9 protein-coding genes and 1 tRNA gene are annotated in these 15,600 nt (G+C 55.0%); 4 read left to right on the top strand and 6 right to left on the bottom strand.

Going from position 1 to position 15,600, the window contains the following annotated elements; all coding sequences use genetic code 11:
* Positions 1–233: 233 nt before the first annotated feature.
* Together CLV58_RS05225 and CLV58_RS05220 are read left to right on the top strand one after the other, a co-directional pair.
* Positions 234–1,472 (top strand): ABC transporter permease, encoded by a 1,239-nt coding sequence (locus tag CLV58_RS05225; RefSeq protein ID WP_106136709.1) that lies wholly within the window; start codon positions 234–236, stop codon positions 1,470–1,472.
* Between the two features lie 111 nt (positions 1,473–1,583).
* Positions 1,584–1,667 (top strand) — tRNA-Leu (locus CLV58_RS05220).
* A gap of 155 nt (positions 1,668–1,822) precedes the next feature.
* Here CLV58_RS05220 and CLV58_RS05215 read toward each other — a convergent pair.
* From CLV58_RS05215 to CLV58_RS05195, 5 genes are all read right to left on the bottom strand, one after another.
* A complete protein-coding gene (locus CLV58_RS05215) occupies positions 1,823–3,478 on the bottom strand; it encodes an alpha-L-fucosidase (protein WP_106136708.1) in 1,656 nt (551 codons plus the stop codon).
* Positions 3,479–3,611: 133 nt separating this feature from the next.
* On the bottom strand, positions 3,612–5,192 hold the full coding sequence (locus CLV58_RS05210; RefSeq protein ID WP_211300817.1) for a RagB/SusD family nutrient uptake outer membrane protein: 1,581 nt from the start codon (positions 5,190–5,192) through the stop codon (positions 3,612–3,614).
* Positions 5,193–5,282: 90 nt separating this feature from the next.
* Positions 5,283–8,714, bottom strand: coding sequence for a SusC/RagA family TonB-linked outer membrane protein (locus CLV58_RS05205; protein ID WP_211300816.1), 3,432 nt, complete (start codon positions 8,712–8,714; stop codon positions 5,283–5,285).
* Positions 8,715–8,755: 41 nt separating this feature from the next.
* On the bottom strand, positions 8,756–9,784 hold the full coding sequence (locus tag CLV58_RS05200; protein WP_106136706.1) for a FecR family protein: 1,029 nt from the start codon (positions 9,782–9,784) through the stop codon (positions 8,756–8,758).
* Between the two features lie 90 nt (positions 9,785–9,874).
* A complete protein-coding gene (locus CLV58_RS05195) occupies positions 9,875–10,456 on the bottom strand; it encodes an RNA polymerase sigma factor (protein ID WP_170108647.1) in 582 nt (193 codons plus the stop codon).
* A 389-nt stretch (positions 10,457–10,845) separates the two neighbouring features.
* Here CLV58_RS05195 and CLV58_RS05190 point away from each other — a divergent pair, with 389 nt between their 5' ends.
* Positions 10,846–13,074 carry a carbohydrate binding family 9 domain-containing protein gene (locus CLV58_RS05190; RefSeq protein ID WP_106136747.1) on the top strand — a complete coding sequence of 743 codons (2,229 nt, stop codon included), beginning with the start codon at positions 10,846–10,848 and terminating at the stop codon, positions 13,072–13,074.
* 593 nt (positions 13,075–13,667) lie between these two features.
* Positions 13,668–14,276: a hypothetical protein gene (locus CLV58_RS05185; protein WP_106136704.1), complete on the top strand. Its 609-nt coding sequence runs from the start codon at positions 13,668–13,670 to the stop codon at positions 14,274–14,276.
* 171 nt (positions 14,277–14,447) lie between these two features.
* On the opposite strand, the gene CLV58_RS05180 is transcribed toward CLV58_RS05185, so the two are convergent.
* A complete protein-coding gene (locus CLV58_RS05180) occupies positions 14,448–15,569 on the bottom strand; it encodes a GHMP family kinase ATP-binding protein (protein ID WP_106136703.1) in 1,122 nt (373 codons plus the stop codon).
* Positions 15,570–15,600: the final 31 nt, after the last annotated feature.

The following is a 15,600-nucleotide window of genomic DNA, read 5'->3' as shown; positions in this document are numbered from 1 at the left end:
TCCAGGCCTGCGTGGACTGTTCAACAGAAATACCTGGCATAATCGACGTAATTTTGAGGTGTACGATCGATTCGTCGCCTGCAACACCGTCGACTCCCTCGGCCGTTTATCCGATCTATCCACCACCGGCCATACAGTGTGCCAGCAGCAGCACCAACCCCGGTCATCTGTGCTAGCTTTGTAATCGACACGATCGTCGTCGGGTTGGTCTGAGGACCGTGTCTGCAATACGCATGAACCTTATCGAGAACATCCGCGAGGGCTTACGCTCCATTGCCGGGAACCGGCTGCGCACGGTGCTGACGGCTCTAATCATCGCTATCGGCATCACGTCGCTGGTCGGTATCCTGACGGCCATCGACGGATTACAACAGTCAGTCGATGACAGTTTTGCCGGGCTGGGTGCCAACACGTTTAGTATTATAGCGCGGCAAGAGGTATCCCGGCGTAGCGGCCGTATCCGGAAGCAGGATAAGCCAATCTCATACGCGGAAGCGAACGCGTTCAAACAACGGTTTCCGCTCGGCGCGACAATTGCCGTGTCGAGCCTCGTTACGGATGCGGCACAGGTCAAGTTTGGGTCTAAGAAAAGTAATCCAAACATGCAGTTGATGGGGGGCGATGATGCGTATCTGGCCGTGAAAGGATACAACCTAAGCACTGGCCGTAACCTGAATACAAACGACCTGACGTATGCGCTCAATGTGGCCGTGATCGGTAGCGAGGTAGCGAAAACCTTGTTTCAAGGTAAAATGAACCCACTCAATCAGGTTATCCGGGTGTCGGGCGTGCAATACAAAATTGTTGGCGTCATCGACGAAAAGGGCGGGTTCACCGGCGGAAGTGATAACCGGATCATTTTGATTCCCCTCGACAATGCCCGCGCTGTGGCCGGAGCCGCTAAAATGGCGTTCGACATCACCGCATCGGTACCGAATGCCGCCGACCAGGACGAAGCCATTGGCGAAGCGCGCGGGGTGATGCGGCAGGTGCGGCACGACCCGCTCGGGCAACCCGACTCGTTCGAGATCGAGCGGGCGGATGAACTGGCCCGCGAAACCGATAACATCACCGGCTACCTGCGTATCGGTGGCTTTGGGATTGGTTTCATCACCCTGCTGGGCGCATCGATTGCCCTGCTCAACATCATGCTTGTCTCGGTAACGGAGCGCACCCGTGAAATTGGCATCCGCAAGTCGCTGGGGGCCACGCCGAAGCGTATCCGCGAGCAGTTTCTGATCGAGGCCATCGTAATCTGTCTGCTGGGTGGTATCGGCGGGGTTATCCTGGGGCTGACCGTGGGTAATCTGATTGCGCTGCTGATGAGTCAGGGGAAGGGGAGTTTCGTGGTGCCCTGGCTTTGGATGGGGCTTGGGCTGGTGGTGTGCGTCAGCGTCGGTTTGTTTGCCGGTCTGTACCCCGCCGTGCGGGCATCGCGCCTTGATCCGATCGAAGCACTGCGGTATGAATAAAGATTTTTTCTTTTTCTGCGTCCGGGTTTTCGCTTTTACCCTTTTTTGCCTACGTTTGCACCCACGTTCGCGTTCAGAACGGCCCGTAGGGCAATTCTGGACTGATTTTGCGCCGGGATGGCGGAATCGGTAGACGCGATGGTCTCAAACACCATTGTCTGCAAGGACATGCCGGTTCGAGTCCGGCTCCCGGTACAAGGGAAAACAATAAAGGCGCTGATTATCGGCGCCTTTTGTTGTTTTTAGCTAATTGTATTGTTTGGCTGTGTTTGGTAAAACAAACTGCTTTGTGGGAACGGGTTTGCCAGGCAACAAGTAGAGACAGTGTCCGGCAAACCCGTTCTGATTTACTAGACGATTTTCAGTACGTCGACAAAGGAGTCGGCCGGTCGGTTTGGTGGGAATTGCACGACTAGCCCTGCCGCCGTCCGCTCGAAGGGGAGGGACTGCTTCTGACTGAGCCACTCCACTTTGTTGACTGTCCTTGAATAGTTGGCGCTTCCCTGGGCCAACGATTTGATCGTTGTTTTCCCATCGGTGGGTGCATTCATCACCGTAGCGTATAATACATCGCCTTTTGTGTTGAAGCGAATGTCGGCTGCGGTGAACTTCGTCTTACCCTCGTTGAAGCCCTGTCCGGTTAACTTTGCCTGATTTTCGGTCGAGGGGCCTTCGCCGTATACGGTCCAGGGGCGGGTGTCGTAAATGCTTTCGCTGTTGGCATTCATCCAGCGGCCAATGCTCTCGACAATTGCGCGCTCCTGCTCGTCGATCGATCCGTTGCCTCGTACGGGGATGTTTAGCAGGTAATTGCCGTTTTTGCTGACCACGTCGACCAGCGTCTGCACAACCATCTGGGGCGTTTTGTAGCCCTTTCGATCGTATACTGCCCGGTTGTAATGCCAGTCGCCGATGCAGGTGTCCGACTGCCACACGAAGGGCAATACGTCGTTGGCCTGCCCGCGTTCGATGTCCCAGACCATCGCCTTGCGCTGGTTTTCGTCCAGGATCTTGCCATTCAGGATAGCGCGTAGCTCCCCGTGTTTTTTGATGCTATGGTTGTAGTGGTGCGCGGCAATGCGTATGCCTGCGTCGCTGATCGGCCAGAAAGGAAGCTGCGAGTCGTCGAAGTAGATCAGATCCGGGTCATACTGATTGATCAGGTCGATGGTTCGGTTGACGAAGTTTTCCATGTACGCTTTGGTGGGTGGATACACACCATTTCCCCAGTGCCATTGCCCGTGAATTGATCCGTTATCGGCGCTGTTCTGGCTGAGCGGATGCCGTTGGGCGTATAATTCCTGCGGATCGAGTCCTTCCCACCACAGCCCTTTCCCGTCGGCTTTGGTCAGGTTGCCATCATAGGGTACACCGGCCAACGGACCGTTCTTGTCGCTGCGTTGCGCCGTTTCGAACCACCGCCAGGCGTGGGCCGCGTGAACGCTGACGCCGAAGGGCAACCCCTGCTTCTTGGCGGCTTTGGCCCACCCCCCGATAATGTCTTTCTTCGGCCCTACCTTGGTTGAATTCCAGTTTTTCTGGTATTTACTGTTATAGAGATCCAGGTTGTCGTGGTGGTTGGCCATGGCGAAAAAGTACTTGGCACCCACGCCTTTATACAAGCTCACCAGTTCGTCCGGGTTCCACTGATCCGCTTTCCACTCGTTGATCACATCCTTGAAGCCAAATTTGGATGGATGGCCGTATTTCTCCTGGTGAATTTTGTACTGACGGCTGCCTTCTTCGTACATACCCCGGGCATACCAGTCTCCAGCCTCAGGCTGACACTGCGGACCCCAGTGCGCCCAGATGCCGAATTTGGCGTTGCGGTACCAGTCGGGTACCTGATAGGTTTGCAGGGACTCCCAGGTGGGTTCAAACTTGCCTTTCTGTATTTTCTCGTCGGTGGCCGATGGCGCAAAAAAAGGAGCGGCCTGTGAGCGACCAGCCAGGCTAAGGCCGGAAATCGTAAGGCCCAATTGCTTGAGCAAGGTTCTTCTTTCCACAGATTGAGTGGGTTTAGATGATAATCGTTCTGTTACCTGCTAACGAGACTAACGACTGTATGCATATGTAAGCCAGCAGACGGACACCCGGAAGGGGGCAAGTCTGCTGGCTTACGACTACTCGGTTGACGAGCTAGTATCCTTTGTTTTGCGTCAGGCCGGGATTGATGTCGATTTCCGACTGCGGAACGGGCCACAACTCATTTCTGCCGGCAACGAAATTCCGTTTCTGATAGATGTAAAAGCCCTGACTATCCACCGGAAAGTCCTTGTACGTAGCCGGGGAGTTTGTCAGCTTCATACCCGTAAACTGCCGGTTCAGTTCGGTCGCAGCCGTGCCCCAGCGCTGAATGTCGTAATAGTGCAACCCTTCGAATGCGAACTCTACCTTTCGCTCCCGGCGTAGAATCGTCCGCAGACTGGCAGCGTCGGTGGTTTTCACGGCGGGCATCGCTACCGACGTACGGCCGCGTACCTGATTGATAGTCGCGTCCAGCAGCGCCTGATCGATGGCGTCGCCTGCTTCTAATTTCGATTCGAGGTAGCTCAGCAATACTTCAGGATAGCGAATCAACGGGAAGTTACCACCGTAGTTCATCAGACTCCCCGAGAATGTGGGGTCCATAAACTTGTTGATGCAGTAGCCGCTCCAGTTGTAGCGGGTAATGCGGTCGGGTGACGTAGAGGTCGGGCTGGCTTCATAGCGAACGCCTTTGAACGACGTCCGTCCCGGAATCATGATCGTATAATCGAGTCGGGGGTCGCGGTTTGCATACGGATCGTTCGCATTGTAGAGGGGCGACTCGTCAACCGTTTTTCCATCCGTGCATTCGTAGGCTTGTACCAACTCGTTGTAAGGCGAAAACTGGTGCCACCCGCCGTAAGTCTCGGGGTAGAGGTATTGCAGCATAACCGTGCCGACAAAATCCTCCAGGTATTCGTGGGCGAAAACCACCTCGCGGCTATTTTCACCGGTTTGCCGGAATAACTGCGCAAACCCGTTCTGATCGATCGTGTAGACATTACTGTCCATGATTCGTTTGTAGGTCGCGGCTGCGTCGCTCCATTTTTTCTGCGCCATTTGCAGCCGACCCAGAATAGCCAGTGCAGCACCTGCCGTAATCCGACCCCGTTCGGACGTTGGACGTGTAGCCGGAAGATTCGCGAAACTGCTTTTCAGATCGTTTTCAGCGAACGCCCAGACATCTGCTTTGGGGCTGCGTTTGATGGTATTGGCCTCCGGTATGGTTAGTACCTTGGTCGGCATGGGCACGTCGCCGTAATACAGCGCCAGGTTCATGTACAGATAAGCCCGAATCGTTTTCACCTCGGCAATCATCACCGCCTTGTTGCTTTCGCTGATGTTGATGGTGTTGATCTGGGTGAGAAAATTGTTGCAGCGCGCAATGGTTCGGTAGGAATTCCCCCAGAAGGCGGAGGTCAGCCAATAAGCTGAATTCAGCGTGCCATTGGTAACGACGTCGGGAATCAGCTCTTTCTCGGAGCCGTAGCCCGCCATCATGTCCAGATAAATCATGGACATGCCACCGAAGAAATCGCCCGTTGCCCAGTAGGAGCCAAAATCGTAACAACCCACCAGCGCCAGCGAGGCATCTTTTTCGGTTTTCCAGAAGGTCGCATCGGAAACGGCATCGAGGGGCTGTTTGTCGAAGAGTTCATCACTACAGCTCGGTAGCGTCGACGTAAGAAGCAAAACGAGAGTTGCCTTAGCCGCCCGTTTTGCAAAAAGAGATACGCTATTTTTCATGAGATCAGATCCTGAATAAGAATGAATTGCCTGGTATTAAAGCGTGAGGTTGAGGCCAAACGTGTAGACTTTTGTAATTGGGTAGAACTGGCTACCGTCGCCGGTACTGTTTGACATCTCCGGATCCCAGCCCCGATAAAAACTGTTGATCGAGAACAGGTTCTGGCCACTGAAATAGACTCTCAACCGGTTGATTTTCCACTTCTGGAGAACGTCTGCGGGCACGGTATAGCCAATCTGCAGGTTTTTGAGCCGGGCAAAACTGGCGTCGCGGTTCCAGTAAGTCGACGTCTGGATGGTGCCGCTGCCCATCTGCAGACTCGTCAGCTTCGGATACTGTGCGTTAGGGTCGGGATTGCTGGCTGTCCAGCGATTTTCGACCTGCCAGCGCTGAATCTGCCCGCCGTTGTAGAAGGCAAAGGCTGAGTACGAACCGATCTGTTTCTGGTAGCCGGCCAGCCCCTGCACCAGTGCCATGAAGTCGAAGCCTTTGTAGCGGGCGGTCAGGTTCGCACCGAACGTGAATTTCGGAACAGTGTTGCCGATAACCTGCCGGTCGTAGGTCGCATCGACTTTGCCGTCGGGGACGCCATTGGGGCCGCTGATGTCCTTATAGCGGACAAAACCCGGCTGCGCAGCATAGGGCTGAGTGGGATACTGCCGAATTTCGTCGGTAGTGGTAAACAGGCCATCGGCCGTATAGCCGTAGATGACCCCGATGGGCTGCCCCACAAACAGTCCGCTGTTGATGTTTTGTTGTAAGCCGTTGGCCAGCTCAGTCACGCGGTTTTTAATGTACGAGAAGTTAGGCGACACGCTCCAGTTGACCCCGCCTGTTTTGGTCTGATACGTCACCTGGGCTTCAAAACCGGTATTGCGGACACTACCGATGTTCACCGCCGACGTACCCAGGCCCAGGGTGGCTGACGTCGCTATGTTGTACAGGACACCGGAGGTTTTCTTGTCGAATACGTCGAGGACGGCGCTCAATTTGCCTTTCCACAAACTCACATCAAGACCGATGTCGGTGATGGCGGTTTGTTCCCAGGTGATGTCCGCATTGCTGAGTCGGGTCGTGGCTGCGCCGGTAGCCAGCGTGCCGCCAAAGGTATAATTCTGCCCCAGGCTCACCAGGTTTTGGTAGGGGTACGTCCCGACGTTCTGATTCCCCAGGATTCCCCAGGAGGCCCGTACCTTTAAGTTATCCAGCCAGGTGACCTGACGCAGGAAGTCCTCCTCTGAAAGACGCCAGCCGGCCGAAAAGGAAGGGAAGTACCCCCAGCGGCCCCGCGCCGGAAAACGGGACGTACCGTCGGCACGGATGTTGGCTTCCAGCAGATACCGTTCGCCGAACGCGTAGTTAATCCGGCCAAATACCGATCGTATGCCCCAGGAAGACGATGACCCGGAAGCGCTCATGCCGGTGGCTGATCCGGCGTTTAATTCGTACAATAGCGAGGTTGGGAAATCTTTGCGGAAGCCTGAAATGTACGAATCCACGTTTTCCTCCTGCGACACCCCGACCAGCGTATTGAACGAATGCTGACCGATCGACTTCGCGTACGTCAGCAGCGACTGAAGCGTAACCAGCGAGCCTTGCCCTGAGGTTACCGTTAGCATATTGGGACCGACGTATTTATTGGCGTCGAACCGAAAATCGGACGCGTAGCTTTTGTTGTAATAGCCCCAGTAGTTGTAGCCCGCTTTCCCGCTCAGGACCAGGCCCGGCAGAATTGTCCAGCTCAGCTCGCCACTACCCAGAAAATACTTGTTCGTGCCTTTGTAAAACGAGGTGCTGGACAGCCAGGCTTCCGGGCTGTAGTTGTCCTGATATCCGTATGTTCCGTCCGACTTTCGGCCTGCGTAGATTGGTCCCTGCCGCACGGCGAAGTTGATCATGCTGTTCATGCCACTGTCGTACTGCTGCGGGGAGTGATTTTCGGACGTATAGCCTTGCAGACTAACTTTAAGCATGATCTTGTCGCTGAGCTGACTATCGTTGTTCAGCAGGAAGTTGTAGCGGGAATAGCCGTTCTTCGCCACGATTCCGTTTTGCGACAGGTAGCTTGTCGATAGTAGGTAGCGGTTCCGTTCGGTGCCGCCCGAAAAGTTGAGCGAATGCGACGTCTGCAACCCATTACCCGAATTCATCAGATTCCTGAAATGGGGTACATTGGGGTAGTTGTCCGGGTCAGACTGGTTCCGAAACTTCTCGATTTCCGCATCTGTATACGATGGCGCAAGCCCGACGTTGGCGTTGGCCTCGTTTCGTAGTTGCGCATATTCCCAGGATTCGACAAAATCAGGCAGTGCGGTTGGTCGTTGCCAGCCGACGTATCCGTTGTACGTGACCTGGAGTTTGCCACTTTGGCCCCGCTTTGTTTCGATCAGGATGACGCCATTGGCGGCCCGGCTTCCGTAGATCGACGCCGAGGCCGCATCTTTCAGCACCGAAACGCTTTTGATGTTGTTGGGGTCAACGTCGTTGATCGACGTAGCCAGCCCATCGACCAGAATCAACGGCCCGCCCCCCGCACCGTACGACCCGATACCCCGGATCGTAATCGCAGCAGCATCGTTACCCGGTTGACCAAGTCCCTGCGATACGACCACGCCGGTCACCAGACCCGCCAGGGCCTGCGATGCCTGCGTAATGGGCCGGTTTTCAATTTCTTTGGCCGAAACGGTTGATACGGAGCCGGTCAGGTTTACTTTCTTCTGCGTGCCGAAGCCAACGACAACCACTTCCTCCAGCGATTTCTGGTCGGGAACGAGCTGAATATCGACAGAGCGCCGGTTGCCCACTGTTACCTCCTGACTCAGATAGCCGACAAACGAAAAAACCAGTGTCGTCGCTGCGCCTTCGGGAACGGCCAGGCTGTATTTTCCATCGGCGTCGGTTGTCGCTCCCCGGGTCGTGTTCTTAATGACGACGCTAACGCCCGGCAAGCCTTCTCCGGTTTCACTTTTCACCACCCCTGTTATGGTAATATCGGCCTGCTGTTGGCCAGTCGCAATCGGGAGTGAAGCCGAGATCGGGTCAGTGGCGGTACTACCCGTTTGATCAAGGTCACCGGCCGGAATAGCCGTTACTTTCTGTTTGAACTGCCGAATGCTTTTGCCGCTCTCGTTCGTCGGGAAAATGGCGAAGATGTTTCCGTGTTGCTTGTAATTGAGACCGTTGGCTTTCAGTACCCGGTCCAGCGTTTTTTGGATGCTCTCAGCCGGTAACGGCTGAAAGCGAATCTGCATGGTTTTGATCTTGTCGTTGTGAAACATGAAGAAGATGGAATGCTTCGTTTCCAGTTCTTTCAGAATCTGATACACCGTTCGGTAGTCGCTGCGGGACGTAGGGGGTGTTGCTTGCTGAATCCGGGCCATAGCCAGTGTTTGCGACAGGCAGGGTTCAGGAGTCAGCGTTGTGACCAGGCACAACAAGCCACCCATGAAGAAGTAAGTCTTTTTCATGTTACTTGATTAAGGGGTATATATATTGGGGGATGCTATCGTTAAGGCATGGCGCGGACGATCAGCCGATTGGATTGCCGATCGATTTTAATGAACAGGATGCTTTCCAGCGTATTCAGTAAATCGGGTAGACTGTTGGTCGGGATTATACCCGTTACCGTTAGCTTCATCAGTGCATCGTCTGCAAACGAGACTGGTACACCGTACGTTTCCTCAATCATGGTGGCTACTTCCCCCAAACTGGTATCGTCCAGCGTCCAGCGGCTGCTGATCCACGAATGACTGGCTTGCGGATTGGCCAGATGATCGACGGCCAGTCGTTGCTTTTCTTTCGAAAAAACGACGGCGTCACCGGGTTTCATCTGGAGCGATTGGTTGCCCGATCGTTCGTTCAGGCGCAGTTGGATACTGCCTTCGCTCAGCACAACTTTGGTTTGTTGCTTCCGGGTGCTTACGTCGAACTGCGTCCCTTTTACGTTAATGTCGAGATCGCTTGTGTGAACAGTGAACTTGATGGGTCTACCCTGTTGCTGTTTCTTGGAAACAGTAAAAAACGCTTCCCCGTCGAGCCACACTTCCCGGCTAGCCCCGTCTGGCCAGTTGGCACGCATCGTCAGGATCGAATGCGCGTTTAGATCAACGAACGAGCCATCGGGGAGTTTGATACGCTGGGATTCGCCGTACGCCGTTTCGTACGTTACCATGCGCCGTTGCCAGCCATAAAACCCGCCGGCGGCCAGTACCAGCAGGGCGACGACGGCGGCAACCCGGCTGATACCCAAGAACCAGGATCGCCGGGCGGGGTGCTCGATGATAACCGGATCGCTTTGCTTACGATCCTGAATGCGCTGCCACATCGTCCGGATGGCCGACTCGCTCGGGTCCGCATCGGTATCCGTCGCCAGTAGCAGAACAAGCTGGCGAGCCAGGGCTACATCCTGCACCTTGTAGGGGTACGTCTGTAGCCAGTCCTGCCAGTACGTCTCCGTTTCCTCGTCGGGCTCACGGACCCAGCGGATAAAGAAGGCGTCGGCGGCAAAATCTTCCGGCTCGAAGGATAAATAGTTCATTGATTCGGTCAACTGGGTAAGCCCGTCACCTAGCTAATGCGCCTATTTGTCATTCACTACCCCACAAAACGAAAGTTTTTATTGAAAAAGTTAAAAAAGACTCGTCAGCGCAAGCAGCACGAAGGTAGCCAGGTGGGCGCGCAACAATTTCATGGCTTTCTGAATGGTATTATGGACCGATTGCAGGTTGATGTCCATAATGTCAGCTACCTGTTCGTAGCTGAAGCCGTGGAAAAAACGCAGGTTGATCGCTTCCCGCTGACGAACCGGCAACAGGGTCAGAGCCTGGTGAAGCCGATCTTTATAAGTAGCCGCTTCCTGATCGTGGATCAAAATGCTTTCAAACGAATCGACCGTGAGCGCATCGGCTACGTCCAGCGACGCGTATGGCGTGGCAGATTGCTGCGTAAGGCGCTTGTACATCTTTCGACGCATCACCCGGAACAGGTAAAACTTGATCGAATCCGTCTCGCTCAGCCGGGCCCGGCTATCCCATAGTTCGATAAATAAATCCTGTATGCAGTCTTCGATGAGCGCCGTATCGGGGGTGATCTTCAGCCCGTAGCGGTACAGCACCTTGACGTAATGCCGGTATATCTGCGCAAACGCCTGCTCATTGCCCCGCCGGAAGGCGTTCCATAAGTCAGGATCGTTGGTCAGATAATCAGCCATGGATATGGGTTTAGTACGTAGTTGTACTTGACGAGGTGCAAAATAAACACAAAATAATGAAAAGGTTAACATGGCCGCTTAAGCCGGATAAGGGGTAATCGTCGCTGTGCAGACCGTAGAGACAGTGGGTGTCGCGTATTCGTCAGGCTTGGTTTGTTGCCAGTTTATACCAGAATGTATCAATTAGGGGATGGCCACGGATGAGGCCCGATATTGTCGTTATCTAGTTGATAGCTAGGGTAAGTTAGTTGCCAGGTAAAAACACGTGTTCGCACAGTAGTAGCTACGGGCAAAAACAGGCTTTTCCGGCTGTATCTAGTCGGACTTGTTTGGTGAACGTTTACCTGCGTGTGGTGGTAATCTGGCTGCTGATCGGGCAGTCAGTGGGCATGGCCCAGAAAAAGAATGAAGGCTACCAGCTCCGTATCAGCCGGGCTACGTCGCCGGTTGTCGTTGATGGAACACTCGATGAACCCGTCTGGCAGACGGCTGACGTAGCGACCAATTTCTGGATGGTGTTGCCGGCCGATACCAGTCGGGCGAATGTGCGGACGGAGGTGCGGATGACCTACGACGATCAGGCCGTCTACCTGAGTGCGGTTTGCCTACTGGGTACCGTACCGAACGCGGCTTCGGCTGTCCCGTACATTGTTGAGTCGTTACGGCGCGACTGGTCGTTCGGTAAAAACGACAATTTTATCTTCTTCATCGACACCTTCGACGATCAGACCAACGGGTTCACGTTTGGGGTCAATGCGGCCGGGGCGCAGTGGGACGGGCTGCTCTACGAAGGCGGTAAAGCCAACCTGAGCTGGGACAACAAGTGGACATCGGTCGTGCGTAACTACCCCGATCGCTACGTGGTCGAGCTGGCGATTCCGTTCAAAACGCTGCGCTACAAAAAAGGTATCTCCCGCTGGGGAATCAACTTCAGCCGGCTCGATCTGAAGACAACGGAGAAGTCGTCGTGGACGCCCATTCAACGCCAGTTTCCGACGGCATCGCTGGCCCTGACCGGTACGCTGGTCTGGGATCAGCCGCCACCGCAGCCCGGCCCGAATATCTCGCTGATTCCGTATGTGCTGGGTGGTATGGCCCACGATTACCAGACGACGGCACCGACCAGCAGCCGCTTCAGCGCCGGGCTTGACGCGAAAGTAGCGCTGACCTCATCGCTGAACCTGGACCTGACGGTAAACCCGGATTTTTCGCAGGTCGACGTCGATCAGCAGGTGACGAATCTGGATCGGTACGAACTATTTTTCCCCGAACGGCGGCAGTTTTTTCTGGAGAACGGCGATCAGTTTGCCAACTTCGGTTATTCAACCATCCGGCCGTTTTTCAGTCGGCGTATCGGGCTGGGTGGCGTACCGATTCGGTTTGGCGCGCGACTGAGCGGAAAACTCAATAAAGACTGGCGGCTGGGCGTGCTGGACATGCAGACCGGCGCGGTACCCGAAACGGGCTTACCCGTCCAGAATTTTGCGGTACTGGCCCTGCAACGGCGTGTATTTGCCCGCTCCAACATAGGTATGCTGTTTGTCAACAAAGAATCGATCGGCTACCAGGAACCCACCGTGCAACCCGGTTCCGGTGGGACGCCGTCCGGGGTTCCCGTGTATAGTCAGTACAACCGCAATCTGGGTATCGAGTACAACCTGGCGTCGGCCAATAACCTGTGGTCGGGGAAAGCCCTGTATATCCGCTCCTTCAACGCACCGCCCACACCCGGCAGCACCACCGCTGCGTCGACGCAGGGCGATAATGCCGTGTATGCCGCTAACCTGCAATACTTCAGCCGGCGATGGCTGATCGGGGCGCAACTGGAAGCGGTCGGTCAGAACTACACGGCCGAAGCGGGCTACGTGCCAAGGCGGGGGTATGAACGCGGAATCGGTACACTGGGCTACACCTTTTTACCCGTCGGTGGGTCGGTGCTGAGTCACGGGCCAACGGCCAACAGTACCTACTTCTTCGACCCGGCCGGGCGGCAAAGCGATAACGAAAGTGTGCTATCGTATACGGTGACGTTTCGCTCTAAAAGCGTTTTCACCGCCTGGGCGGCCACCGATTACGTCCGGCTGCTGCAACCCTTCGACCCAACCAACTCCGGCCGACCGACGCTGGCGACGGGGACCGAACACCGCTGGACGGCCTGGGGCACCGACTTCGATTCGCAACCCCAGCGGTTGTTTACCTACGGGCTGGCAACGCGCTACGGCGGGTACTATGCCAACGGTACCCGACTAAACGTAACCGCTGATGCAGGGTACCGCTTTCAGCCGTACGTGAGTCTGGCGGTTAGTGCCAGCTACAACGCGATCAATCTGCCGCAGCCCTGGGGACGTACCACGTTCTGGCTGGTGGGGCCGCGCTTCGACCTGACGCTGAGTAACACCCTGTATGCCACCACCTTCGTGCAGTACAACGAGCAGCAGCAGAACATGAACGTCAACGCCCGGCTACAGTGGCGCTACAAACCCGCTTCCGACCTGTTCATCGTGTACACCGACAACTACCTGGCGGGCTCGGCGCAGTTTGGGCAGGACGTGCCGGGCTTCCTGTCGGTGAAGAACCGGGCGCTGGTCATCAAATGGACGTACTGGTGGAATCTGTGATGCCGGCCTGAAAAGGATGCTTATCGTTCATTACCACACCATAATCAACTAATCCTATGAACCACGCTACGCTACTACGCGTCGGCTTACTCTGGTGCAGTCTGGCAAGCTGTAAATCTGATCCGGCTCCGATTATGAACAATGATTTGAGCGGAAATTGGACTGGAGACTACTAAACCCAGCAAATCGGTCCTTGCCGTTGGGTGGGAACAACGCCCAGCACTACAGCCACGTTTACGGTAACCAGCAGTGCCGTTACAGCCACAATCACGCGAACGCATGGTCAGAATAAATCAACTGATCGGTTGACTGGCATCATAACGGATAACACCGTCCGTCTGAACCAAACGACCAATGCAACCTGTGACGGGGTACCACGTATGTATACCCATCGGTTCGAAGGAGCAGTACCGGGTAACGCGCTAACGCTTGTAAGCCGGGATACCCTATGCCCGGTGTCGGGGTGCATTTTTTTGCGCACCATGAGGATAACCCGGCAGTGAGAAGAGCTTTTAATGATACATAGCGACTACATAGAATAGATCAAGCTCAATTGATTGGATAAATGAATAAATTAGACTAAAAAACAACGTATGAAAACTTTCTTCACTTTAGGATTAGTGGTAAGCCTGGGCCTTATTGGATGTAACAACAAGCCAGCAGTCAATCCTCAAGAGGACGTGGAAGCGCTTTATCAACGCTTCCATGGTAAATACCGAGTAGTCAGCTCAACCAGTAGTGAACCACTTGACATTAATTTTGACGGGGCCTCGTCGACTAATTTGCTCAAGGAGATTGTGGAATTGACTAACTATGACGCCTTTTTAGAGTTGCGCGTTAAATACACTGACCGTTCGGTATTTCTATTTACGCAGTTCTGGCCTGAACAATACGTCAATAGCTATACTGGGCTTGATCAGCAATGGAACGGGTTCGATACACTGAGTTATAATGCAACTCGATCCGTGCATTATGCGCAACAGGGAGTGCCTTATTCGTTCTCATTCACGCCTGATCTAAGCCAGATCCTGGTAACCGCCAATGACAAAGCCAGCAAGATTCGGTGGGTTAAACCTGAGTCAGTTTTTGTTGAAGAAAAAGATCGGTTGCGGTTGCGTAACAAACGACGTGTCTATACACGGACCGGTGTGAAAGAGGTGATCATAACAACTATCTACGAACGCTTCACGATGACTACGTAGCGCAGTGGTTGTGGCGCAACCTACTCGATTCAACACCGCCATGCATTACTAAATGGCTTTCCTTTGGAACGTAGCCGGAGTAGCACAGTTATCATCGGGCAACGCTTCTGTAAGTCTATGTTTGTTGTAAATCGTGACTAGGCAACTGCTCAACTGACTAGAGTTCAGCAGTTAATACATCGGTTCGCGCAGGGGCGGGGTATGCGCCCGGAGCGTGGTTCCGGTGTCGACGGAGACGATGTAGGCCTGCCCACCAGCGCGTTCGATGGCTTCGGCAACCTGTTCAGCCTTGTTGGGGGCGTAGGCAAACATGCAGCCACCGCCACCGGAACCGTTGATTTTGCCCCCCAGTGCCCCCGCTCCTAAAGCTGCGTCGAGCATCCGGTCGATCTTGGGCGTGGAAATCCGCTGAGCGTCGCGCAGGTACCGGTGATGATCGGTCAGCAACTGCCCAAATGCCGCATTGTCGAAGGAGGCCGGGTCGGCGGAACGAAGCATCGTCAGCGCCCGGCGGAGAATGTCCCGGTTGGCCAGTGTGCCCTGTAGCAGGACGTATTCGTCGCTGGTGAGCTGGTTTTTATACGACGAACTGTGCTCAGCCGGGGTCGTGTGGAGCGAAAAGGCCGGGTCCTGCGCTGTCAGCTGACTGGCCAGTCGCAGCATACCGTGTTTTACCCGGCCCAGGATGCCGATGGTGTCTTTGGGTTCCCGCGAGTTGCCAAGTACGAACGTGCCGAGGGGCGGATGGTAGGTTTCCAGCCGGATCGCGGGTTGTGACTCCAGATAAATGACGCCACCAACGGCCGTGGAGTAATGATCCATCATACCGCCGGGCTCGCCAAACTCCAGCACCTCTGCCTGATAAGCCAGTTCGGCCAGCCGCATGGCCGGTAAAGGCTGCGGATTGTCGGCCAGTTGGCTGAGTATGTTGAGCCAGGAAACCAGCAGCGCCGACGAGCTGGACGTACCCGCATTGATGGGAATCGTACCCCGAACCTCCCCGTCGATACCGTTGCTAAACCGGAATCCGTTCCGCAGCAGTACGTTAACGGCGCTGCGGAAATAGTCGCGGTCGCGGGCGTAGGCAAGGGGCTGACTTCTCAGGCTAAACTGCTCCCGGCTATTTATGTCGGGCAGGTTGAGGTTGATAAGTGGGCGACTGCTACGCCCGGCCGTCAGCTGAATGCGACAGGAGATCGCTGCGGCAATGACGGGCAAGCCCAGGTAGTCCTGATGTTCGCCGAACAGGCAGATTCGACCGGGGGTGGACGCCGTAATTCTGTGGTTTGTCATACTGTCGAGAGTGAGCCCGTTGGTTGGCTCA

The sequence above is a fragment of the Spirosoma oryzae genome (assembly GCF_003002825.1).
Lineage (GTDB): Bacteria > Bacteroidota > Bacteroidia > Cytophagales > Spirosomataceae > Spirosoma > Spirosoma oryzae.
The sequence above is the reverse complement of the archived record's forward strand: the minus strand, read 5'-3'. Positions and strand labels throughout refer to the sequence as shown.